This is a genomic window from Marinobacterium sp. xm-g-59, from assembly GCF_013283315.1.
Lineage (GTDB): Bacteria > Pseudomonadota > Gammaproteobacteria > Pseudomonadales > Balneatricaceae > Marinobacterium_E.
In genome coordinates this window covers 35494-57819 of record NZ_WBYR01000011.1, presented here as the reverse complement: position 1 = coordinate 57819, position 22326 = coordinate 35494, and the positions used below count along the sequence as shown (strand labels likewise).

22 protein-coding genes are annotated in these 22326 nt (G+C 49.0%); 18 read left to right on the top strand and 4 right to left on the bottom strand.

Going from position 1 to position 22326, the window contains the following annotated elements:
- Nucleotides 1–7 precede the first annotated feature (7 nt).
- Both efp and epmA read left to right on the top strand, forming a co-directional pair.
- The gene (efp, locus tag XMG59_RS10640) at nucleotides 8–571 is read left to right on the top strand and encodes an elongation factor P (protein ID WP_173482223.1); all 564 of its coding nucleotides are present in this window, start codon (nucleotides 8–10) and stop codon (nucleotides 569–571) included.
- Between the two features lie 63 nt (nucleotides 572–634).
- Nucleotides 635–1603, top strand: a complete 969-nt coding sequence (epmA, locus tag XMG59_RS10635) for an EF-P lysine aminoacylase EpmA (RefSeq protein WP_173489272.1) — start codon at nucleotides 635–637, stop codon at nucleotides 1601–1603.
- Here the strand turns inward: epmA and XMG59_RS10630 are convergent.
- Complete coding sequence (locus XMG59_RS10630; protein ID WP_371731480.1) at nucleotides 1600–2745, bottom strand: MalY/PatB family protein; 1146 nt, start codon at nucleotides 2743–2745, stop codon at nucleotides 1600–1602. The genes epmA and XMG59_RS10630 overlap by 4 nt on opposite strands.
- Nucleotides 2746–2853: 108 nt before the next feature.
- Here XMG59_RS10630 and XMG59_RS10625 point away from each other — a divergent pair, with 108 nt between their 5' ends.
- The 15 genes from XMG59_RS10625 (at nucleotide 2854) to XMG59_RS10555 (ending at nucleotide 16602) form a co-directional block, all read left to right on the top strand.
- Entirely contained in the window at nucleotides 2854–4392 is a 1539-nt protein-coding gene (locus XMG59_RS10625; protein WP_173482225.1) for a 2-isopropylmalate synthase, read from the top strand.
- 2 nt (nucleotides 4393–4394) lie between these two features.
- Nucleotides 4395–5237, top strand: coding sequence for a hypothetical protein (locus XMG59_RS10620; protein ID WP_173482226.1), 843 nt, complete (start codon nucleotides 4395–4397; stop codon nucleotides 5235–5237).
- 15 nt (nucleotides 5238–5252) lie between these two features.
- The gene (rimI, locus tag XMG59_RS10615; protein WP_173498691.1) at nucleotides 5253–5690 is read left to right on the top strand and encodes a ribosomal protein S18-alanine N-acetyltransferase; all 438 of its coding nucleotides are present in this window, start codon (nucleotides 5253–5255) and stop codon (nucleotides 5688–5690) included.
- Between the two features lie 9 nt (nucleotides 5691–5699).
- On the top strand, nucleotides 5700–6368 hold the full coding sequence (locus XMG59_RS10610; RefSeq protein ID WP_173482228.1) for an energy-coupling factor ABC transporter permease: 669 nt from the start codon (nucleotides 5700–5702) through the stop codon (nucleotides 6366–6368).
- A gap of 219 nt (nucleotides 6369–6587) precedes the next feature.
- The gene (locus XMG59_RS10605; RefSeq protein WP_217362123.1) at nucleotides 6588–7577 is read left to right on the top strand and encodes a DctP family TRAP transporter solute-binding subunit; all 990 of its coding nucleotides are present in this window, start codon (nucleotides 6588–6590) and stop codon (nucleotides 7575–7577) included.
- 89 nt (nucleotides 7578–7666) lie between these two features.
- Nucleotides 7667–8341 carry a TRAP transporter small permease gene (locus tag XMG59_RS10600; protein WP_371731479.1) on the top strand — a complete coding sequence of 225 codons (675 nt, stop codon included), beginning with the start codon at nucleotides 7667–7669 and terminating at the stop codon, nucleotides 8339–8341.
- 12 nt (nucleotides 8342–8353) lie between these two features.
- Entirely contained in the window at nucleotides 8354–9973 is a 1620-nt protein-coding gene (locus XMG59_RS10595; RefSeq protein WP_173489270.1) for a TRAP transporter large permease, read from the top strand.
- Nucleotides 9974–10106: 133 nt separating this feature from the next.
- On the top strand, nucleotides 10107–11228 hold the full coding sequence (locus tag XMG59_RS10590; RefSeq protein ID WP_173498690.1) for a 1-acyl-sn-glycerol-3-phosphate acyltransferase: 1122 nt from the start codon (nucleotides 10107–10109) through the stop codon (nucleotides 11226–11228).
- Entirely contained in the window at nucleotides 11228–11704 is a 477-nt protein-coding gene (moaC, locus tag XMG59_RS10585) for a cyclic pyranopterin monophosphate synthase MoaC (RefSeq protein WP_173482231.1), read from the top strand. The genes XMG59_RS10590 and moaC overlap by 1 nt, the downstream gene beginning before the upstream one ends.
- A gap of 21 nt (nucleotides 11705–11725) precedes the next feature.
- Complete coding sequence (gene moaD / locus XMG59_RS10580) at nucleotides 11726–11980, top strand: molybdopterin converting factor subunit 1 (protein WP_173484518.1); 255 nt, start codon at nucleotides 11726–11728, stop codon at nucleotides 11978–11980.
- 4 nt (nucleotides 11981–11984) lie between these two features.
- Complete coding sequence (locus XMG59_RS10575; protein WP_173483431.1) at nucleotides 11985–12710, top strand: lysophospholipid acyltransferase family protein; 726 nt, start codon at nucleotides 11985–11987, stop codon at nucleotides 12708–12710.
- Between the two features lie 6 nt (nucleotides 12711–12716).
- Nucleotides 12717–13106: a hypothetical protein gene (locus XMG59_RS10570; RefSeq protein WP_173483430.1), complete on the top strand. Its 390-nt coding sequence runs from the start codon at nucleotides 12717–12719 to the stop codon at nucleotides 13104–13106.
- 78 nt (nucleotides 13107–13184) lie between these two features.
- Nucleotides 13185–14135, top strand: coding sequence for a dTDP-4-dehydrorhamnose reductase (rfbD, locus tag XMG59_RS10565; RefSeq protein ID WP_173483429.1), 951 nt, complete (start codon nucleotides 13185–13187; stop codon nucleotides 14133–14135).
- A gap of 108 nt (nucleotides 14136–14243) precedes the next feature.
- Nucleotides 14244–15827, top strand: a complete 1584-nt coding sequence (locus XMG59_RS10560) for a peptide chain release factor 3 (RefSeq protein WP_173483428.1) — start codon at nucleotides 14244–14246, stop codon at nucleotides 15825–15827.
- A gap of 1 nt (nucleotide 15828) precedes the next feature.
- Complete coding sequence (locus XMG59_RS10555) at nucleotides 15829–16602, top strand: TatD family hydrolase (RefSeq protein ID WP_173481462.1); 774 nt, start codon at nucleotides 15829–15831, stop codon at nucleotides 16600–16602.
- On the opposite strand, the gene XMG59_RS10550 is transcribed toward XMG59_RS10555, so the two are convergent.
- Nucleotides 16599–18446: a beta-ketoacyl synthase gene (locus XMG59_RS10550; protein ID WP_173498689.1), complete on the bottom strand. Its 1848-nt coding sequence runs from the start codon at nucleotides 18444–18446 to the stop codon at nucleotides 16599–16601. The two genes, XMG59_RS10555 and XMG59_RS10550, sit on opposite strands and share 4 nt — an antisense overlap.
- Before the next feature lie 178 nt (nucleotides 18447–18624).
- Here XMG59_RS10550 and XMG59_RS10545 point away from each other — a divergent pair, with 178 nt between their 5' ends.
- Nucleotides 18625–19278, top strand: coding sequence for an OmpA family protein (locus tag XMG59_RS10545; RefSeq protein WP_173481460.1), 654 nt, complete (start codon nucleotides 18625–18627; stop codon nucleotides 19276–19278).
- 42 nt (nucleotides 19279–19320) lie between these two features.
- On the opposite strand, the gene XMG59_RS10540 is transcribed toward XMG59_RS10545, so the two are convergent.
- Both XMG59_RS10540 and XMG59_RS10535 read right to left on the bottom strand, forming a co-directional pair.
- Nucleotides 19321–19617 (bottom strand): DUF1244 domain-containing protein, encoded by a 297-nt coding sequence (locus XMG59_RS10540; RefSeq protein WP_173481459.1) that lies wholly within the window; start codon nucleotides 19615–19617, stop codon nucleotides 19321–19323.
- 9 nt (nucleotides 19618–19626) lie between these two features.
- Entirely contained in the window at nucleotides 19627–22326 is a 2700-nt protein-coding gene (locus XMG59_RS10535; RefSeq protein WP_173481458.1) for a [protein-PII] uridylyltransferase, read from the bottom strand.

Sequence of the window (22326 nt, the reverse complement as noted above, 5' to 3'; positions counted from 1 at the left end):
AAAAGAGATGGGAAACGTTTCAAGTGGTCAGTTTAAGACTGGCATGAAAGTGATGATCGACGGCGATCCATGTAACATGGTTGAAGTTGAATTTGTTAAACCGGGAAAAGGTCAGGCGTTCACTCGAGTTCGTCTTCGTAACCTTATGACGGGTCGTATTTGGGAGCGTACTTTCAAATCGAACGAATCAGCTGAAACAGCCGATGTGATGGATCGTGACATGGAGTACCTCTACAGTGATGGTGAGATGTGGCACTTCATGGAGCCAAGCACATTTGAACAGTACGCTGCGGATGAGAAAGCCGTTGCCGACTGTTCGCAGTGGTTGAAAGAGGGTGACAAAGTGATGATCACTCTATTTAACGACAACCCTATTGCTGTGACACCTCCTAACTTTGTTGAGCTTGAAGTGACTGAAACTGATCCAGGCCTTAAAGGCGATACGGCTCAGGGCGGTTCTAAGCCTGCGACTCTCAGCACGGGTGCAGTGGTTCGTGTGCCACTATTTATCAACCAGGGTGAAGTTCTTAAGATCGACACTCGTACCGGTGAATACGTAAGCCGTGCCTAACACGGGTTCGTAATAGAAACGGCAGCTTCGGCTGCCGTTTTTGGTTCTAATTTTGGAGTCTGTATGAATCGAAATCACTGGCAACCTACAGCAGAGATCTTAACACTTCGTGAGCGAGCAAAGATGCTGGCTGATGTGCGCGCTTTTTTTGCTGAACGCGGTGTCATGGAGGTGGATACTCAATGTCTGTCACAAGCGGCAGTCAGTGATCCTTTTATCGATTCACTTGAAGTCTCCTACTCAAGTTACCCCGGGGCTGAAGAGCAGCGTTACTACCTGCAGAGTTCGCCAGAGTACGCCATGAAGCGCCTATTGGCAGCTGACTCAGGCCCCATCTATCAGTTGGCTAAAGCATTTAGGAATGGCGAGGTAGGGCGGCTTCACAATCCTGAATTCACCATGCTTGAGTGGTATCGCCCTCGTTTCAGTGCGCAGCAGCTGATGGATGAAGTTCAGGCTCTGGTTACTGCGGTGCTGGGGCCGCAGCATTGGGAACGTCTCAGTTATCGTGAACTGTTTAAACGCTTTGTGGGCATGGATCCTCATCAAGCGACCATTGACCAGTTAAAAGCTCTGCTTGAGCCCCATTTTGAGTGCCCTTTTACGGATGATCGCAAAGATACTTGGCTCGAGCTGGTCATGTCGCATCTGATTGAGCCGAAACTCATTGAACCGGTGCTAGTATTTGATTTTCCCGCCTCTCAAGCTGCGTTGGCTGAGGTTGTTGAGGATGATCAGGGTGTCAAAGTGGCTGCCCGCTTCGAGCTGTATGCGGGCGGTATGGAGTTGGCGAATGGTTATCAGGAGCTGCGAGATCCCGCTGAGCAGGCTGAACGGCTGGAAGCTGACGATCAGCAGCGTGAATCCTCAGGGCTTCCACGACGACCGCTGGAGACTCGTTTAGTCTCGGCCCTAGAATCCGGCATTCCAGCTTGTGCCGGCGTGGCACTTGGTTTTGATCGGTTGCTGATGATCAAAGTTGGCGCGAGCAGTATCAAAGAGGTTGTCCCTTTCGGGTTTGAGCGCTGTTAGAGCGAATCGACGGCCAGCTTCATCCTACGAACCGCTTCCTCAATACGCGATCTTGGACACCCGAAGTTAAGTCTAACAAATCCAGGTGCACCAAAATCCTCCCCATCAGATAGTCCCACACCCTGAGATTCAAACAGTTGTTGTGGGCTGTCGACGCCAAGCTGATTGGCATCGATCCAGGCAAGGTAGGTGGCCTCGTTAGGTAGCATGCTTAAGCCGGGAATCTTGCCTATTTCAGAGATCAGGTAGTCTCTATTTCCCTTAAGATATTCGCACTGCTTGCGATTCCATTCGTCTCCCTGTGAGTAGGCGGCTTCTGCCGCGGTGTAGCCCAGTAGATTGACGTCGGGCACTATGCCCTTGCGTACCTTTTTAAATCGCGCTCTTAATTCGGGGTTTTGAATGATCGCAACAGAGCAGGCCAGCCCTGCAATGTTCCAGGTTTTACTGGGCGCCATCAGCGTCACAGTGCGTGAGGCGATCTCTTCACTCAAACTCGCGATCGGTGTGTGCTGTAGTTCAGGTTGTAAAATGAGATCGCAATGAATCTCATCGCTGCAGATCAATAGATCCTGATCGATAATGATCTGTGCGAGCCTCTCGAGCTCTTCATGGCGGTAGACGCCACCCCCAGGATTGTGTGGGTTGCAGAAAAGTAGCAGTCTGGTTTCTGCTGTAATGGCCTCTTCTAGTGCATCAAAATCAATGACACGACCCTTCATGGGAATGGTGATCAACGCCCTCGAAGAGAGAGCGGGAGCGGACATAAAGGGTGGGTAGATAGGTTGGGCGGTGATGACGGATTGCTCAGCCGTGCTTAAAGCGCGGGTCGCTAAATTTAGCCCGCAGACGAGACCGGGTAACCAGACTAGATCTTCAGCAGAGACCGTCCAGTTGTATAGGCGCTGCATGCGTTCAGAAAACAGCTGATTGAGTGTTTCTGGTGTGCGGGTGTAGCCAAAAACGCCATGATCGACACGCGTTTTTAAAGCATCAATCACAGCTTGTGGAGAGCGAAAATCGGTATCAGCAACCCACATTGGAAGTATGTCTGTACCGGCGTATTTAGACCACTTGTCACTCCAGGTCCCTTGGCGATCAATTAAGTGATCAAAATCGAAATCATTCATTGGTTCACTCACTACTCTTCCCTTTCTACTGGTCGATCATCAAGCTATCATAGGCCAATTACTCTTTATAGCGAGCCGTTAGAGAAATTATTTCTACGGCCTAAATTCGTGGAGACCCTTATGAGCAACGATCGCGTTATTATTTTTGATACCACGCTGCGCGATGGTGAACAGAGTCCCGGTGCGTCTATGACCGGTGAAGAGAAACTGCGAATCGCTCGTCAGCTTGAACGTATGAAAGTTGATGTGATTGAAGCGGGTTTCGCCATTGCGAGTCCTGGTGATTTCGAGGCGGTGAAAAATATTGCCGACAACATCAAAGATAGCCGAGTCTGTTCACTCTCTCGTGCTTTGGATGCGGATATTGATCGTGCGGGTGAAGCGCTGAAGAATGCTGCGCAAGGTCGTATTCATACCTTTATCGCGACTTCGCCGATTCATATGAAGTACAAGCTTCAGATGGAGCCTGATCGTGTTGTCGAGCAGGCTGTGCATGCCGTTAAGCGAGCGCGTAATCTGATCGATGATGTCGAGTTCTCGTTAGAAGATGCTAGCCGCTCTGAGTTGGATTTTATGTGCCGTATTATCGAAAAAGTGATCGATGCTGGCGCTCGTACTATCAATATCCCTGATACGGTCGGTTACGCCGTGCCTCATCAGTTTGCTGAGGTGATCGGGGAGCTCATTCAGCGTATTCCAAACTCGGATAAAGCGATCTTCTCTGTCCACTGTCATAACGATCTAGGCCTAGCGGTCGCCAACTCACTGGCAGCCGTGGGAGCGGGTGCACGTCAGGTGGAGTGTACGATCAACGGTTTGGGTGAGCGTGCTGGTAACGCAGCCCTAGAAGAGATCGTTATGGCACTGAAAACTCGCCAAGACGTTATGGGTCTTGAGACCAATATTGATACTCAGCACATTGTCGGTGCCTCTAAACTGGTGTCTAGCGTGACAGGTTTCCCTGTTCAGCCTAACAAGGCGATTGTCGGCGCTAACGCCTTTGCTCATGAATCGGGCATTCACCAAGATGGTGTACTGAAGCACCGTGAAACCTATGAGATCATGACCGCAGAGAGTGTCGGTTGGACGACCAATAAAATGGTATTGGGTAAGCATTCAGGCCGTGCTGCATTTAAATCACGTCTTGAGGAGCTGGGTACTACGTTCAAGAGTGATGCTGATCTAAACAGCGCTTTCCAAGCCTTCAAAGTGTTAGCCGATAAGAAACATGAGATCTTTGATGAGGATCTTATGGCGCTGGTCAGCAATAGCCGTGCCGAAGCGTCAAGCGAACGTTTTCAGTTGGTCAACCTATCTGTGACATCGCAAACGGGTGAGACACCTCAAGCCGATCTAGTTGTGAGTATTGATGGGCAAGAGCACTCGTGCTGTGCTGAGGGTAGTGGTCCAGTCGATGCTATTTTTAAAGCGATTGAGTCACAGGTGAACTCTGGCTCTACACTGTTGATCTATTCGGTGAATGCCGTGACTGAAGGAACCGATTCGCAAGGTGAAGTCACCGTGCGTCTTGAGAAGGGTGGTCGCATCGTAAATGGTTTAGGTGCCGATACCGATGTCATCATTGCATCGGCTAAGGCCTATATCCATGCGCTCAATCTTCTGGATACTAACGCGGAAAAAGCGCACCCACAGGTTTAATCATGTCAGTTCAGCAGGCTCGAATCCAAGCCGCCTATTTAGATCAGCTTGGTATCCAGCAGTGGATGCCTCGTCAAATCTTGCCAGCAGCAAAGCCTTCGCCTGATTGGGTCTATCGCTTTGCTCATCCTGCGGATCTCCTTGGTGACGATGAAGAGGTGATGCAGGCGTTGGCTCCACAAGCACACAAGCCTGTCGAGCCTCATGCTGAGCGTCGTGCGATTACTCAGATTGGTGAAGCCTTAGAGGTCTCCGCTCCCGATGAGGCAGAGGTAGGTTCTTCTAACATCAGACGTGCTGCCGTTGCTGAGTTGACGGCTGATGAGAGTTCTAAAGAGCCTCAAACATCGCCCACTACTTCGGTCAAACGAAGCTTTGAACCTGCGCCGCGTTATAAAATTGTTATGGCTCGAGCGGGCCGACTCCTACTAATCGATAATCTTCCCATTCGTGCTCGCGAAGGCTTCTCCAATAAGCATAAGCGTCTTTTGGCGGGCATTGTTCAAGCTCTTGGAGAGTCACCACAATCAATCACACTGCCGATTACGCTTGAGTGGCCTATGCTTGCCGGTAAAACCCTGGATCAGGGGCCGCATGAAGCGAGAAAACATGTGCAGCGACAGTTGAGCTTTATGCAGAAAGAGTCTGGTCTAGAGACCGTTATTCTGTTTGGCGAGGGGCTTGCGAATTGGGTGGTTGGTGAAGGTGTGGATGAGACTCATGGGCAACTGCTGCCACTGCAACAATCGGGACTGAACTATCTAACGACCCAATCACTCTCGCAGGCGCTCAATATGCCTGGCGCTAAACAGCAGATCTGGTCTGATCTTCAGCCACTGGTTTAGTGTTTATCTTCTGAAATGCCTGCTGTGATGACGATTGATCAACTGTTTGCTCTGGATCAACAGTGCTTTCCTGATTACTGGTCAAAATCTCAATGGCAGACGTATCTATCTCAAGATGATCGTTTTCCCTGCTACACACTGTTTGACGCTAACAAACCGATCGGCTTTGCGCTCTACCAAAGGTTATTTGATGAAGCGGAGCTGCTCCGCATTGGCGTAGTGCCTGATCGGCGTGGAGAAGGTTGGGCGGCGAAGATGCTGACTGATCAGCTTGAACAGTTCACTGGGGATGGAATCAGCCGTGTCATGTTGGAAGTGCGTGCTTCTAATGAGGCGGCGATTCGTCTCTATCAATCGGTGGGTTTTGTCACGGACGGTCTGCGTAAACATTACTACCCGCTGATCGGTCAAGAGGGTAGGGAGGATGCGATCCTAATGTCACGACCGGTGTAAATTAAACAGATGGAAAATCCTATCTTAGACATCAATCTTATTTGGCATCTGGTAGCGGCACTGTTAGCGGTTACCTCTATCTGGAGTGCCTTTAAACGTGTGCCTTTTCAAGCGCTTTGGGCTGAGCCTCGACTTCAGCATCTGTTGTTCGGCGCTATGGTCTTGCTGATGTTGACTTGGACCTTTAGAGCGGGCCTATCGGAAGGGTTGAGTGTTCACTTTTTGGGTATGACCGCGTTGACACTGATGTTTGGCTGGGATCTTGCCATCTTGGCTGGCGCGATTGCGATGCTCGGCATCACTCTAGTTGGAGTGGAGCGCTTTGATATGCTGGCCATAAATTTAATTGCGATTGTTGTGGTGCCAGCGACACTGACCATCACGCTTCTTAAATATATCGAGAGACGATACCCGCCTAACTTCTTTGCCTATCTCTTTTTAGCCGCCTTTATTGGTGGTGGGTTTGCAGTCGCTAGCTCGGGGTTGACCCTGTCGCTTGTGCTTGGCTTGTCAGGTATCCACAGTTGGCAAACGATTTATCACGAGTACATCTCCTTCTTGCCGTTGATTATGTTCCCAGAGGGGCTCATTAACGGCATTCTTATGACCGCTGTCATGGTGTTTCATCCCGATTGGATTCGTACATTTGACGCGGCTAAGTACATCGACAATCAGTAGTAAGCCATCGCATTGCTAAGTGGCGGTTTTCCGCCACTTCTTGCTGATTAGCTTCGGCGAGCATCCGCCATTAATGCCTCCTTTAAGTCTTATGTCCTGTATTTATTTTCACTAACTTGTTGAAAATAAATATATATCTAGGTTGTTGGCACGTTTTCTGCTTTGCAAAAGTGCTTTTTACAAGGTCGTTGTGACCTAATACAAACTGGAGTGTAAATAATGAAAAAACTAACTCTTGGCCTTTCTGCCTTGGCTCTATCTGTATCGGCTGCTACTGCACAGGCTAACTGTGACGCTGGCGAGATCGTTGCAAAACTTTCACACGTTACTGGTGGTACAACTCACCCTAAAGTGGTTGCGGCTAACAAACTTGCTGAGCGTGTAAACGCTGAAATGAACGGCACTATGTGTATCGAAGTTTACCCAAATTCTACACTGTTCGGTGACTCTAAAGAGCTTGAAGCGCTTCTACTAGGTGACGTACAGATCCTAGCGCCTTCACTATCTAAGTTCGGTTCTTACACTTCTAAGTTTGGCGTATTCGACCTTCCATTCATCTTCAAAGATATGGACGCTGCAATGCGCTTCACTAACTCTGATGCTGGTCAGGACCTTCTTCTTGCAATGGAAGATGTTGGTTTTGTAGGCCTAGGTTACTGGATGTCTGGTATGAAGTACTTCTCTGCCAACAAACCACTACTAAAACCATCTGATGCTGAAGGTCTAAAGTTCCGCGTACAGAACTCTGACGTTGCTAAAGCGATGATCGCAGCAATGGGCGGTTCACCACAGCCAATGGCATTTAAAGAGGTTTACGGTGCACTACAGACTGGCGTTGTAGACGGTCAGGAAAACACTTGGTCAAACATCTACACTAAGAAGTTCTTCGAAGTGCAAGATTCAACGACTGAGACTAGCCACCAGCTTCTTGCATACCTATTCATGACGTCTCAAGAGTTCCTAGACTCTATGCCTAAAGACGCTCGTGAGCAGTTCATTGCGATCGCTAAAGACGTGACTAACGAAGCTAACCTAGCAGTTAAAGCGAAAGAGCAGGGCAACCGTGAAAACATCCTTAAGGGTGGCGGCAAAATCAACACACTTGACGATGCTGCGCGTAAAGAGTGGGTTGACGCTATGAAACCTGTTTGGAAACAGTTTGAAGATAAGATCGGTGCTGATCTAATCGAAGCTGCTGCAAACTCTTAATCAACTTAGGTTGATGATCGACGGGCTCGTTTAGAGCCCGTCCTTTCCTTTTCCCGAGCTTATGTAGCTCAACATATTGGAGTACTGACGTGGAGTGGCCGCATCTTTACCTCTTAATTCTTATTCTAGTGATCTGGGGCTTAGAGAAACGTTTCCCAAGATTTATGGAAAAACTGGAAGAGAATTTCCTTGTTCTAATCATCTTCTCGATCATGGCCGTATCCTTTGGTCAGGTTATTGCTCGCTACGCCTTCGGAACCGGTTGGTCAGCGGCACTTGAATTCAGCATGGTGATGTTCTCATGGCTGATTTTGATGGGGATGAGCTTCGGTATTAAGAATGGTACCCACTTGGGTGTCGATATCGTTCTTAATGCGGTACCTAGCAGGGTCGGTAAGTGGTTGTCGCTGTTTGCAGCTTTTGCAACGCTGATGTACGCCTTGATTCTTCTTGATAGTGCTTGGTTGGCAGCCTTGGGCGTCGATGTCCGCGGTGGTGCCATTGAGTACTGGGCTAAAATGTACAAGATCAACATCGGTGTCGAAGAGATGCGTTGGCCTGACTTCATTATGGAGTGGTTCGGCGTTAAAGAGCGTGTTCAACGTTGGTTGGTGTTGGTTATTCTGCCAATCAGTTTGGCTCTGTTGGCTTATCGCTCACTGCAGGCGTTTGTCGGTATTTGGACCGGTGCACGTCATCACCTCATTGCTGGTCACGAGGCGGAAGACCTTGTTGATGAGCACAAAGATGCACTGAAAGATTAAGGGCCTGAACTGATGGAAGCATTAATTCTATTTGCACTGGTATTGGGTCTGCTCTTTATCGGTCTTCCTGTGGGTGTGGCGCTAGGCCTATCCTCAATTCTATTTATTACTTTCTTCTCTACAGACTCATTGTCGTCTGTAGCGATTTCGCTGTTTGGTGTCGGTACACACTACACTCTTTTAGCGATCCCGTTTTTCATTATCGCGTCGTCGTTCATGTCGACCGGTGGTGTTGCGAAACGCTTGATTAACTTTGCGATTGCGTCAGTGGGGCACTTCCGTGGTGGTCTTGCGATGGCGTCAGTATTGGCCTGTATGATGTTTGCTGCACTCTCTGGTTCATCGCCAGCGACTGTTGTCGCGATCGGTACGATTGCTATCGCCGGTATGCGCCAAGTGGGTTACTCAAAAGAGTTCGCTTCGGGTGTTATCGCAAACGCGGGTACTTTGGGTATCTTGATTCCGCCCTCTATCGTTATGGTCGTTTACGCGGCATCGACGGATGTGTCGGTAGGTCGTATGTTCTTGGCTGGTGTTATTCCAGGTCTAATTGCCGGCGGTATGCTGATGCTGGCTATCTACGTGGTTGCACGTATTAAAAACCTGCCTGCAGAGGAGTGGAAAGGTTTCGGTACCATCGTTCGTGGTGGTAAGGATGCATTCTGGGGACTGTTCCTGATCGTCATCATCATGGGCGGTATCTACGGAGGCGCATTCACCCCAACAGAGGCTGCGGTTGTTGCGGCGGTCTACTCAATTATTGTTGCGCTCTTTATCTATCGCGATATGGGGCCTTTGAAAAACACGCCATGGGTACTTGAGTCGGATGCGCCACACGCGAAAGTCGGCTTCAGTGGTTCGGTTTATGGTGTGTCACTCTTCTTAGTCTGGATGATCCTGTCGTTCTTTGCGACGTCGGATCCAGATAGCACGGTAACCGCTGGCGAGCGTGCAATCTGGGGTGCTGTGGTCAGTATCGCCTTGACCATCTTCTACACCATTAAGCGCAGTCACGCCATGAATGAGAGTTTTGCTCACTGCTTTGTTGCAGGCTTAGCGATCTGGAAACGTAACTTTGTGACTCTGATTACAGCCTTCTTCCCATCACTGTTCGGTGAAGAGAGCCGTAAGACCATGCTTGAGGGTACCAAAACCACAGTGATGCTGATGTTTATCATCGCCAATGCACTGTTGTTCGCTCACACTCTATCGGCTGAGCGTATTCCTCAGCACGTGACTGAGTGGATGCTCGATGTGGGCTTTACTTGGTGGTCATTCCTGATTGCAGTCAACATTCTGTTGTTGATCGGTGGCCAGTTCATGGAGCCATCAGGTCTATTGGTTATTGTGGCACCGGTTGTATTCCCGATTGCCATGGAGTTGGGCATCGACCCAATTCACCTAGGTATTATCATGGTAGTTAACATGGAAATCGGTATGATCACACCACCGATCGGTTTGAACCTGTTTGTAACCTCGGGGATTACAGGTATGAGCTTGTCGCGTGTCGTGAAGGCGGCCGCACCGTTTGTCGCGGTACTCTTTGTCTTCTTGATTCTTGTGACCTATGTGCCAGCGATCTCGACCTGGCTACCCTACAGCATCATGGGTCCTGAATTAGTGACCAAATAGTCCTTAATTCGACTCATTTTTTAAACGGGGATGGTTCTATGAACCCTCCCCGTTTTTGTTTAGGTAGATGGCAGGTGCTAATTAGCGCTTAAAGCTCTAAAATAAGCGCCTATTGCTATAACACTGGATATCTATGAGTCACACTGCTGTTAACAACGACGACCCCTATAAAGAGATTCGCCCCTACCGCGATGATGAAGTGGGTCAGGTTCTGTTTGATCTCCTCCACAATAATGAGTTTGTGGATGCCATTACAAAGTATCAGTTTCCTAAAGCCTCAGGTTGGGCGGGATGGTTTTTAAGGCCCATCGTCAAGCAGTATCTAGCGGCACGCATGGGTGATGTTGATACCGTTCGTGATTTTCAACAGCTTGTTGAAAGCTACATGAACAAGATGATCAAACGATCCACGACCAAGTTAAGTTGCAGTGGATTGGATAAGCTCGATAAAGAGGATGCTTATCTGTTTGTCTCTAATCATCGCGACATTGCTATGGATCCAGCGTTCGTGAATTGGATGCTCTACCATGCAGGGATGGACACAGTCCGAATTGCGATCGGTGATAACCTGCTGCGTAAGCCTTACGTGTCAGATCTGATGCGTTTGAACAAGTCGTTTATCGTCAACCGTTCTGCTAAAGGACGTGAGATGATGACGGCCTTAACTCAGCTCTCTAGTTACATCGATCACAGTGTCACCACGGGACATTCCGTCTGGATCGCTCAGCGCGAAGGGCGTGCGAAAGATGGTGACGATCGTACAGATCCAGCGCTACTGAAAATGTTCTATATGTCTCAGCGTAAGCAACGTAGCTTCTCTGAGATGGTGGAGCGACTCAATATTGTCCCAGTATCTATCGCATACGAACTAGACCCTTGTGACTCGGCTAAAGCCAATGAGTTGGCTGCCAAAGCTGAGGGCGGAACTTATGAGAAGAGTGAGTTCGAAGATATTCAGAGTATCGTCAAAGGGATTGTCGGTGACAAAGGCCGCGTTCATGTAGGCTTTGGTGAGCCTATTCGAGGTGAATTTGAATCGGCAGAAGAGCTGGCGGCAGAAATTGACCGTCAGATACACCAAAATTACCGCTTGCATGCCACCAATCTAGCCGCTGCAGGTGAAGCAACTGATGAGGGGCTGGCGTTACTTGAGTCAAGGCTGAGTCAGGTTGATGGCGCTGCTAAAGATATTTTGAAAGCGATGTACGCTAAACCGGTTTTAAACTACAACAATGCGCAAACGGAGAGCCGCTGATGTCAGAGTTTACTCATATCGATGAGAAGGGTCAGGCTCGAATGGTCGATGTCTCTGAAAAAGAGGTTAGCTTCCGTGAAGCAAGAGCCTATGGTCGTGTGACCATGTTGCCAGAGACTCTCTCAATGATCGTCAATGGCGGTCATAAAAAGGGTGATGTACTGGCGACAGCACGTATTGCTGGGATCATGGCGGCTAAACGTACTTCCGACCTCATTCCAATGTGCCACCCTCTGATGCTGTCGAGTGTGAAAGTTGAGCTGACGCCGAATGAAGCAGAGAGCTGTGTTGAGATCAGCGCGATCTGCAAATTGAGTGGCCAGACGGGTGTTGAGATGGAAGCGCTGACCGCTGTCTCTGTGGCCGGTTTGACACTTTATGATATGTGTAAGGCGGTCGATAAAGGTATGGTGATCGATCAAGTCTCTCTGCAAGAGAAAAAGGGTGGTAAATCGGGCCACTGGATTGCTGAATAACAGCACTATTTTGGAAGCTACATGTTAAAAATTGTCTATTTCGCCAGTTTAAAAGATCGCATCGGTCGCTCTGAAGAGAGTATAGATCTCCCTGAAGGTATCAGTTCAGTCGACTCTTTGATTGATCATCTTTCGACAATGCACGGGGAAGAGTGGTCTTCAACCATTAATGGGTCGACGGTTTTGGTTGCGGTGAACCATGAGATGTCTGATAGAAGTGCTCCCATTAAAGAGGGTGATGAAGTCGCCTTCTTCCCGCCTGTGACAGGGGGTTGATGCAGTGACTAAGCTGATTGGGTTTGTTCGTGCGCTCTGCTATTACGCAGGCTTCTATCCAGTGACGATCGTCTGGGCATCACTCTGTCTGGTGGTTGCTCGTGCACTGCCGTTTAAACCAAGATTCTATTTTGTAACCGCGATCAATAACTTCTACATTGTTTGGCTACGAGTCTGCTGTGGCGTTAAGGTCAATGTTCAGGGGCGAGAAAACCTCCCTGCATCGGGTGCTTATGTTGCTATATCTAATCACCAGAGTGAGTGGGAGACGATCTATTTTCAGCTGTTGATCCAGCCACAGGTGGTGGTCCTTAAGCAGGAGTTACTGAAAATCCCATTTTTTGGTTGGGCGCTTGCTCTGCTAGAACCGATCGCTCTTGATCGCAGTAAACGTCGAGGCGCACTAAAACAACTGCTGGACCAAGGTAAGGCAAAATTGTCTGCGGGTGTGCCCATCCTTATTTTTCCTCAGGGTACCCGACTTCCGGTGGGTGAATTAGGTCGTTGGAATAAAGGTGGAGCTATGTTGGCTGTGAGCAGTGAAGTTCCTCTAGTCGCCATCGCTCATAATGCGGGTCGTTTCTGGCCAGGAAAGGGTTTTATTAAGCACCCTGGTACGGTTGATGTGCTTATAAGTAAACCTATCGAAACGACAGAGAGAACTGTTGAAGAAGTGCATAAGGATTCTGTAGACTGGCTTGAAGAAAGTCTTACACGCATCAAAGCCTAAGGATCTATGTCACTGTTTGGATACGCCTCAATACATGACGATGAAGGTAAAGCCCAGCTTCAGGCTCGATTGGCTGACAGTGCTCGAGTGGCCGGTATCGAGCTTGATTCAGTGGCCTTTGAAGAGACCTCTGAACCCATTCAGCTCTTAAAGATTTTGGATAAATTGAAGTCGGGCGATCTGCTTCTACTCAGTAAAGTCTATGACTTTACCCGGCTGTCGAGTGATCAGTTTGCTAAGGTTGCTCAAGTGTTGCTGGAAAAACAGATCTCAATCGCTGCGTGCGATGTTCTAGATTCGGTTATCAGCTTACGCAGTAATGACAAAGCGCGTTATCTAACCTCTCAAGTTCTGATCGAAATGATCGCACAGCAGTCACAACCTGCAAGGGTGTGACTGAAGCAGCAATTACTGGTTGCACTGCCGGTTTCCCCTTTTTAAACTCATATTAATGGTTGTTGGAGTGATTCAGAGTTGTACGGCGATAAAATTAGAATTTTAGTAACCGGTTCGGAAGGGCAGATTGGCCGAGCGTTTTGTCGTGTCGCTGAAAAGCTAGAAAATATCGAAATAATCCCCGTCAACCATCGCAGTTTTGATGTGACTGATCCGGCTGCCATTGAAGCCAAATTGGCGGATGTACTTCCACATTACGTTCTTAATGGTGCCGGTTTCAATCAGGTTGATGCGGCCGATGCCCACCCAGGCAAAGCCTTTGCAATTAATGCGGATGGGCCTCTTAATCTGGCTAAAGCCTGCAGTGACCTTAGTATTCCAATTATCCATATCTCGTCTGATTACGTGTTCGATGGTCACTATGCGAGTGGCTATACTGAACTGGATGAGCCGGCTCCCTTAGGAGCCTTTGGTGAGTCAAAACTGCGCGGTGAAGAGCATGTTAGAGCTTATCAACCTAAACACATTATTCTTAGAATCAGCTGGGTATTCAGTGAGTCCGGAGTCAACTATCTGACCAAAATGCTCGATAAAGCGCGTGAGTATAAAACCATTGAAGCGGTGGATGATCGACGTGGATGCCCAACCGCTGCGCATGATGTGGCTCGAGTAATTTTGGCGATTATCCAACAGTTGGAAGAGGGTGCTGATCACTGGGGTACCTACCACTACTCCGGTGCAGAGATCACAACGCGCTACCGATTTACTGAGGCGATCATCGCTGCTGCTGGCCAATATGAGGAGCTGGCGGTTCGTAAAATTCGCCCGGTGGCTGGCGCAGAAGAGGAGGGGGCCGAACGCCCAACTTCATCCGTGCTGACCTGTAAGAAGATTTTGAATACCTTCGGTATTCGTCAACGTCCATGGCGCGTCGACCTGCAAAGACTGATTCGTGAAATCTACGGTGAAGATGGCAGTAAAGTGCCTCAACCGACGGTAGAAACCAAAGCGGAAGAGCTAGGTTCCTAGTCAATCTGCTCTAAAACGGTCGAGTCGTTTGTCTAATCGCTTAGAATCAGCGAAAATACGCGCCAATTCTGAGCGACGGCTCTTTTCAATTTTCTAGAAGAACGATTCATGTCAAACGCAGTTCACGATCAAGTGGCTAACCGCCGCACTTTTGCAATCATCTCCCACCCTGATGCGGGTAAAACCACTATGACCGAAAAGCTATTGCTATTAGGTCAGTTGATTCAGGTTGCTGGTACCGTAAAAGGCCGAGGCAGTGATCGTCACGCGACCTCTGACTGGATGTCGATGGAGCAGGAGCGTGGCATCTCGATCACCTCGTCTGTGATGCAATTCCCATTCCGTGACCGTATCGTTAACCTACTGGATACACCGGGGCACGAGGACTTCTCGGAAGATACCTATCGCACATTGACCGCGGTGGATTCTGCTTTGATGGTGGTTGACGGCGCAAAGGGTGTCGAGGACCGTACCATTAAACTGATGGATGTCTGTCGTCTTCGCGATACTCCTATTTTCTCATTTGTGAATAAGTTAGACCGTGAGATACGTGACCCTATTGAGCTCTTGGATGAGATTGAATCGGTACTAAAAATTGAAGCCGCACCGATTAACTGGCCTATCGGTGCCGGTCAGCGTTTTAAAGGGGTCTACAATCTTTACACGGATCAAATTCACCTGTTCACCAAGGGGCAGGGGCATCTGCTTGCTGAACAGAATATCATTCAAGGCTTGGATAGCGACGAAGCTCGTGAGCTGTTGGGTGCCGATTATGAAGAGTTCTGTGACGAGATCGAACTGGTACAAGGGGCTACCCACCAGTGGGACAAGGAGTCCTACCTAGCGGGTACCATGACTCCGGTATTCTTTGGTACGGCATTAGGTAACTTTGGTGTTCGAGAGATGATGCATGATTTTGTTGATTGGGCTCCTGCCCCTTCTCATCGTGCAACAGAGACACGTGAGGTTCAGGCTGATGAAGATAAATTCACAGGCTTTGTCTTTAAGATCCAAGCGAATATGGATCCAAAGCACCGTGACCGCATTGCCTTCATGCGTATCTGTTCAGGCAAATACACCAAAGGTTTGAAGATGAAACATACGCGCATCGGCAAAGATGTTCGTATCGCAGACGCGGTTACCTTTGTTGCGGGTGATCGAGAGGCGGTGGAAGAGGCTTGGTCTGGTGACATCATCGGATTGCACAACCATGGTACCATTCAAATCGGCGACACCTTTACAGAAGGTGAAGAGCTTAAATTTACCGGCATTCCTCACTTTGCACCTGAGCTGTTTAAGCGTGTGCGTCCTACTGATCCACTGAAGATGAAGCAGCTTCAAAAAGGGTTGCAGCAGCTATCAGAAGAGGGTGCGGTGCAGTTGTTTATGCCACTTCGCAACAACGATCTGATTCTCGGCGCGGTCGGTCAGCTTCAGTTTGACGTCGTCATGTATCGTCTTAAAGATGAGTATAAAGTGGACTGTGTCTATGAGGCGATCAGTGTTGCGACGGCTCGTTGGGTTGAGTGTGCTGACGATAAGATGCTCAATGACTTCCGTAAAAAAGGGTATGACAACCTGGCCGAAGATGGTGCAGGTCTAATGACCTACTTGGCACCGACACGAGTGAACTTAAACCTCACCGAAGAGCGTTGGCCGGATATTCAGTTCCGCGCTACTCGCGAGCACTAACATGCTTTTTGATTCCCATTGCCATCTCGACTTTCCCGAGTTTGCAGTGGGAACCAGCTCTCATCTCGATCAAGCACAGGCAAAGGGTGTAACGGATATTCTGGTACCCGGAGTCATGGCTAGCGATTGGCCTAGAGTGATCCATACCTGTCAGCTTAACCATCCCATTCGTCGTCATCTGGCGCTTGGCTTGCACCCCTGTTTTCTAAAACAGCACGATATTGATCAAGATCTTTTGACCCTAGAGACGCTCCTTAAGCAGAGAGATGACGTTGTTGCGATTGGTGAGTGTGGATTAGACCTTTTTATTGAAGATCCACAATTAGATAGGCAGCAGAAACTCTTTGATGCTCAGTTAGAGTTAGCGGCTGCATTTGAATTGCCGGTTGTGCTTCATGTTCGCCGCTCCGTCGATCTGATTACGCAGCGCTTAAAACGCCACCGTTTACGTAGAGGTGGCGTTGCCCATGCATTCTCGGGTAGCCAGCAGCAAGCGGATAATCTTGTTGCCTTGGGATTTTTGATTGGTGTTGGTGGGGCAGTGACCTATGATCGAGCTAATCGACTCAGAAGGGTCGTCTGTTCACTGCCAGTGACAAGCTTGGCGCTTGAGACGGATGCGCCCGATATGCCGTTAAGCGGTCATCAGGGTAAGCCAAATCACCCGTATCGGGTTGCAGAAGTGGCTGATGCCGTCGCCGAGTTACGTGGTGAGTCTACTGAATCTATTGCTCAGCAAACTCATCACAATGTGACTGCTCTTTTGGGGCTTTAGGTTAGATCTTCGTAGGCGTTTGAAACGTCGAAGCTGACTGGCAAAGAACGACCTGGAACTTTAATTCCAGAATGAGTGATCTCTAAATCTTCACCAGCAAGCACCGCATAGTCATAACGGTAGGTCGGTCGAGTCGTGCCTTTGAGTGCGGCTTGGTTATACTCTTGAGCCTGAGCGACTGTCGCTTCTGAGCGTTTCTGCCACTCAAGCATCTCTGCAGCGCCATAACGTTTTTGAAGCAGGTTAATCGTCTCGGTCGGCGAGATGAGTACCGCAGTCGCGTTGTTGCCACCAAAGCCTTTAGAGTTGATCAACGCGTTAGAAATGAATTGATTACCCACCTCTTTATGCTGAAGAGGTAGCTCAAGATGGCTCTGATGAACGTCGCTAGCTACTGCCTGAGTAGTAACTATGCCGGGGATGACTCCCTGTTCCCAAACACCCAGTGTTGAAACCAGTTGGTCACCACCTGCAGTGCCCTGAGAGTGTCCGAGGTAAGTCTTAACCGCAGTGACCGTCCAATCATTGATGTTGAACGCTTTACCGACCTCGTTTAATACATGTGATTCAGTCACTCGGTTCTGTGGTGTGCTGGTGCCATGCGCTTGAATCATTGAGTGCTGCTGTAGCGCTTCAGAACCGAGTAGCTTCTCAACCAAAGAGGCCGCTTTGCCCAGGGTTAAGTAGTTACCGACACCGGGTGCTGAGATCGATTTTTTATAACCGTCGGCATGAACATAGACATCAGGCACCGAAGCATAGATCTGAGCGCCGGTCTCGATCGCTAGGCGATCACTCATCAGAACAATAAATTGACTCGATTCACCAATGGTGAAACCGCAGTTGTCACCAAATGGACGGCAGGCTGAACGGTGGTCTACATCAGCAAGTGAAGCGAGCTTATCCAGTGCCTGAAGCTGTTTGTCTTCAGCCAATGCGCCCATGGCGCGGAACCCTTCAATAACCTCTGGAGTGACAGGGGCGTCAGACCCGCCAACCAGAACAAATTCAGCCTTGTTGGTGCGAATCGCTTCAACGGCATTACGGAGGTTGTACAGGAAAGTCGCACAGGCACCAAGCGCACCGCCGGTTGTGCCAAGGTTGCCAAGCATGTAAGCGTTAACAAAATCAGCCGGCATTTGCGCATAACCCAATGGCATCTGCTTAGAGGTTGTGCGCTTACCAATCGCAGGGTATTTATTGAGACCGCCAAAGCCTAAGTCGTCGAGTTGACCAATTGAGTTAGAGGCAAATACCGCAATTTGATCAGGAGCCAGAGTATCTAGCAGTTTGTCGATATCCAGACCTGTGGAGGCCAGGGCATCAGAGGCTGCATAGATCGCCATTTGCAGTGCGCGCGGATGGTTTCGTGATTGGTATAGAGACCCCGGTTCAAACCCTTCTGGCAGCATGCCGGCGCTTTGAACAGGCAGTACGCGTGTATCGTTGAAGATTAGGTCGAGAGCACCCTGTACGGTTACTTCGACTTGGCCTGCCTCGGTATCGGCCAGCGTCCAGTTGTCGGGGATGTTGGTCGGAAGATCACGTTTGCGCAGAGTGAATTTAATGGATTCACCTGCTGGATGGATCTTCGATGCCTTGTTCATCAGGACACGATTTGCGTCAAAGAATGAACTTGGAATTTTACGGATCAGGGTGGCATCAAGCAGTGCCTGCCGCTCATCTGCATTACTGTTGGTGAGAACGGCGAGATCCTGTAACACATCCTGCTGATCTTTATCAGACAAGGTTTCAAAGATGAGGCGTTTGTAGCCTTTGTTGAATGAGGAGCGACCGGCGGGGCTGATGCCACCAAAACCAACGATGACCGGTAAATGAGACACTGCCTTGCTCCCCATAAATGACACAAAAAATATCAGGAAATTGTAACTTGCAGGTCAGGTTCTGGCTAGACGCTGAGGCGGCAAATGTAAAAAAATGTTAACCCACATGCTCGGTTCGACTTTTGAGGCTACACTGAGCATAGAAAAGGATGAATTTAAGAGATGTAAGAGGAATTTGATGAAAGGTTCAATACTCTCGATAGCGGTATGTTGTGCTCTGGTTGGGTGTCAAACAATTGATCCCTATACACAGCAAACTAAAACAGCCAATGCGACTAGCGGTGCCGGTATTGGCGCAGCAGCGGGTGCTGTACTGGGTGCCATTGTATCTAAAGGTAATCGTGCCGAAGGTGCACTGATTGGTGCAGCCCTAGGTGGTGCTGTTGGTTCAGGTGTCGGTTACTACATGGATCAGCAAGAGATGCTACTGCGTCAAGAGCTTGAAGGGACGGGTGTGCGCGTCGAGCGAGTGGGTGATGAGATTCGCCTGGTTATGCCAAGTAATATCACCTTTGCTGTGGACAATGAGCGTTTTGATAACGCCTTTTATCCGGTTTTGGATTCAGTCGCTAAAGTGTTGGCGAAGTTTGAAAAGACCAGCATTAATGTGGATGGTTACACCGACTCGACTGGGTCATTTGAATACAACCAGATGCTCTCTGAAAGACGTGCGGCTGCTGTTTCTAACTATTTAAGACAGGTAGGTGTGGATGCTCTTCGTATCGCGGCTCGCGGTTTTGGTGAGCGCTATCCGCTGGCTTCTAATGAGACAGAAGAGGGGCGTGCACAGAATCGCCGAGTAGAGATCTGGATTCGTGGTACGGAAATGTAAAAAAGAAGATGGTGCTCGGTTGAGCACCTGGATATAAAAAGATTACTTAGCGCCGGTGACTTCGTTGAACTTGCTCAACTGGTCTGCGCTGGCCTCTTTTTGGTACTTCACTTTCCAATCAGCATAAGGTTCGCCGTAGACAAGCTCTCGCGCTTGCTCATAATCAACGCTCTTGCCGCGCTCTTCAGCCGCTGCAACATACCACTTAGAGAGACAGTTTCGGCAGAAAGAGGCTAGGTTCATCAGGTCGATGTTCTGAACCTCTTTGTGGTTGTCTAAATGCTCCACTAGACGGCGAAATACCGCCGCTTCGATTTCTGTTTTAGTCTGTTGTTCCATCTCGGTTCCTTACTGCATATGCTGATCAAGCTCTTTACAGATCTCACTGGTGAGTTGCTCACAGATTTCTGGATCAGTAATCGGCTGATTGTTGGCATTGGTTAAATAGAAAAAATCCTCAACGCGCTCGGCGATGTTGGCGATCTTGGCGTTGTGAACATTGATCTCAAACTGCGCAAAGATACGTCCGATTCGAGAGAGTAGACCAGGGCGGTCCGCTGTGAATACCTCAAGTACGGTCTGTTTCAGATTGGGATCGGTGTGTACTGAAGCACTGGTTTTGATCGGAAACAGTTTAAGCTGCCTCGGTACTCTTCGATGAATGATGTCAGGGAAGTCTGCGGGATCATCCAGTTCATCGACCAACTGCTGTTGAATCTCTTTTTGGTAGTCTGGATTGTCATTCAATGGCTGATTGTTCTCATCCAGCACCATGTAGATGCTGAGCGTGTAGCCGTTATTGGTTGCCATGATGCGGGCATCTTGAACACTGAGATTTTGCTGGTCTAATGAGGCAACCGTTGCGGCGAAGAGGTTGGTCGTATCTTCAGTAAAGATGAAAATCTCCGTCGCACCCTCATGAGAGCGATAGCTGTGTTGGTGCAGCGTCACAACCGGCAATGGCTGGTTGCCATGTTCAAGTATGGCCTGTGTGTGCCGGGCAACGGCTTGACTGTCGATGCGTAAAAAGTAGTCATCCCCAAAGTGTTGCCACAGATTTTTAACGCGCTCCTCTTTGGCTCCCAATCGCTTAAGGGATTGCAGTGCTTCAAACTGAGTCTGTTCAATCAACTCCTCTTTACCCAGAGGGTTCTCTAGTCCGCGTCGAAGAGCACGCCTGGTTTCGGCATAGAGTTGACGAAGCAGGGTTGCCCGCCAGCTGTTCCAAAGTTCATTATTGGTCGCATTGATGTCAGCGACGGTCATCACATAGAGATAGTCCAGGTGTGTCACATCGCCCACGATGCTAGCAAATTCATGAATGACTTCAGGGTCTGAAAGGTCGCGTCGTTGTGCCGTCATCGACATGATCAGGTGTTTATCCACTAGCCAGGCGACCAGTGCGCTGTCCCATTTTCCTAGGTGGTGTCGTTTACAGAACTCCAGTGCATCGACTGCGCCGAGTTCTGAGTGATCACCTCCGCGACCTTTGGCGATGTCGTGGTAGAGGCCGGCCGCGTAAAGTAGCTCAATTTTCGGTAGATTGTTCACTACGCGATGAGCCACAGGGAAGGTTTCACGAAACTCTGTGTGCCGGAACTGACGCATCATCTGAATCACTTTGAGCGTGTGTGCATCAACCGTGTAGATATGGAAAAGATCGTGTTGCATCTGGCCAACAATATTACCGAACTCAGGTAGATAGAGGCCTAAAATGCCGTAACGATTCATTCGCTTCAACTCTGTTGAGACACGTTCAGGTGAGCGCAGTAGCTCCATAAAGAGGCTGGTATTTCGTAGGTCAGACCTGAAATCATCATCGATCAGGTGTTTGTGATCTCGAAGTAATCGAATCGTCGAGGCACGAACACCTTTAATTTCAGGATTCTGTGCCATCAGAACAAACAACTCCATGATGGCAAAAGGGTTCTGCTCAAATACCTTGTTGTGTGCGACGGCCAGAAAATTGTCGCGAACGATAAAGCGTGAGTTTAGCTTCTGTATCTGTTGCTCTACATCGGCTCTAAGAATAACTTCGTCAAAGTATTGCAGTAGCATGCCGTTGAATTCTGACATCGCTTTAACAACACGGTAGTAGCGGCTCATGAACTGTTCAACCGCTAACGAACCTTTGTCATCCGAGTATCCAAAGTACTCAGCCAGAGTGCGCTGGTGATCAAACAGCAGTCTATCTTCACGGCGCTTTGAGTGCATATGCAGGGCATAACGAACTGTCCAGAGGTAGAGTTCACCTTTGTTGAGTGTTTCAAGCTCTGACTCCGTTAAAAAGCCGTGATTGACTAAGTCTCTAATATAGGTGGCACCAAAGTGTCTCTTGGCAACCCAGCCGATGGTTTGAAGATCGCGCAGTCCACCTGGGGAGTTTTTGATGTTAGGTTCAAGATTGTATTCGGTGTTGTTGGTGCCTTGATGCCGTGCTGTCTGCTCCTTCATTTTCGCTTTGAAAAATTCAGAGTCTGTCCAGGCGTCATCCTGAGTGACGCGCTCAAACATTTTTAGTTGCAGGGATGGGTCCCCTGTCAGCGGGCGTGACTCGATCAAGTTGGTGGCGATGGTAATGTCATTACGGCACTCTTGATAGCACTCTTCAATGGTGCGCACACTAGAGCCAATATCCAGGTTGATATCCCAAAGAAGTGTCAAAAAGCCGCTAATGGTCTCCTCGAAACTTTCAGCCTCAACACCATCGATCAAAATCAGAATGTCGACATCGGAGTGGGGGTGTAGCTCCCCTCGGCCATAGCCCCCGACTGCGATCAGCGAGACTTTGGATTCGTCTGGCCAATCGAAATGTTGCCAGGCAACTCGTAAGATTTGGTCAATCACCCAGGCACGACCGTAGATCAACTTGCGAATATCCTCTTTCGCTTTGAAGCTCTCATGCATCGTTTCCGTAGCATGTCTAACTGCGCTTTTCAGGGCAGTGGTCAAGTTGCCATCATTGATCTCTTGTTCGAGCCGTTTGATATCTAAAAACTTCTCGATGCCATTGATGGGGACGGGTGTCAGCTTGATAGCTTGACTCAT

What these genes read in the sequence shown, in the direction of transcription:
- efp (WP_173482223.1), top strand. Translation starts at nt 8, where the DNA reads ATGGGAAACGTTTCAAGTGGTCAGTTTAAGACTGGCATGAAAGTGATG.
- epmA (WP_173489272.1), top strand. Translation starts at nt 635, where the DNA reads ATGAATCGAAATCACTGGCAACCTACAGCAGAGATCTTAACACTTCGT.
- XMG59_RS10625 (WP_173482225.1), top strand. Translation starts at nt 2,854, where the DNA reads ATGAGCAACGATCGCGTTATTATTTTTGATACCACGCTGCGCGATGGT.
- XMG59_RS10620 (WP_173482226.1), top strand. Translation starts at nt 4,395, where the DNA reads ATGTCAGTTCAGCAGGCTCGAATCCAAGCCGCCTATTTAGATCAGCTT.
- rimI (WP_173498691.1), top strand. Translation starts at nt 5,253, where the DNA reads ATGCCTGCTGTGATGACGATTGATCAACTGTTTGCTCTGGATCAACAG.
- XMG59_RS10610 (WP_173482228.1), top strand. Translation starts at nt 5,700, where the DNA reads ATGGAAAATCCTATCTTAGACATCAATCTTATTTGGCATCTGGTAGCG.
- XMG59_RS10605 (WP_217362123.1), top strand. Translation starts at nt 6,588, where the DNA reads ATGAAAAAACTAACTCTTGGCCTTTCTGCCTTGGCTCTATCTGTATCG.
- XMG59_RS10595 (WP_173489270.1), top strand. Translation starts at nt 8,354, where the DNA reads ATGGAAGCATTAATTCTATTTGCACTGGTATTGGGTCTGCTCTTTATC.
- XMG59_RS10590 (WP_173498690.1), top strand. Translation starts at nt 10,107, where the DNA reads ATGAGTCACACTGCTGTTAACAACGACGACCCCTATAAAGAGATTCGC.
- moaC (WP_173482231.1), top strand. Translation starts at nt 11,228, where the DNA reads ATGTCAGAGTTTACTCATATCGATGAGAAGGGTCAGGCTCGAATGGTC.
- moaD (WP_173484518.1), top strand. Translation starts at nt 11,726, where the DNA reads ATGTTAAAAATTGTCTATTTCGCCAGTTTAAAAGATCGCATCGGTCGC.
- XMG59_RS10570 (WP_173483430.1), top strand. Translation starts at nt 12,717, where the DNA reads ATGTCACTGTTTGGATACGCCTCAATACATGACGATGAAGGTAAAGCC.
- XMG59_RS10560 (WP_173483428.1), top strand. Translation starts at nt 14,244, where the DNA reads ATGTCAAACGCAGTTCACGATCAAGTGGCTAACCGCCGCACTTTTGCA.
- XMG59_RS10555 (WP_173481462.1), top strand. Translation starts at nt 15,829, where the DNA reads ATGCTTTTTGATTCCCATTGCCATCTCGACTTTCCCGAGTTTGCAGTG.
- XMG59_RS10545 (WP_173481460.1), top strand. Translation starts at nt 18,625, where the DNA reads ATGAAAGGTTCAATACTCTCGATAGCGGTATGTTGTGCTCTGGTTGGG.
- XMG59_RS10540 (WP_173481459.1), bottom strand. Translation starts at nt 19,617, where the DNA reads ATGGAACAACAGACTAAAACAGAAATCGAAGCGGCGGTATTTCGCCGT.
- XMG59_RS10535 (WP_173481458.1), bottom strand. Translation starts at nt 22,326, where the DNA reads ATGAGTCAAGCTATCAAGCTGACACCCGTCCCCATCAATGGCATCGAG.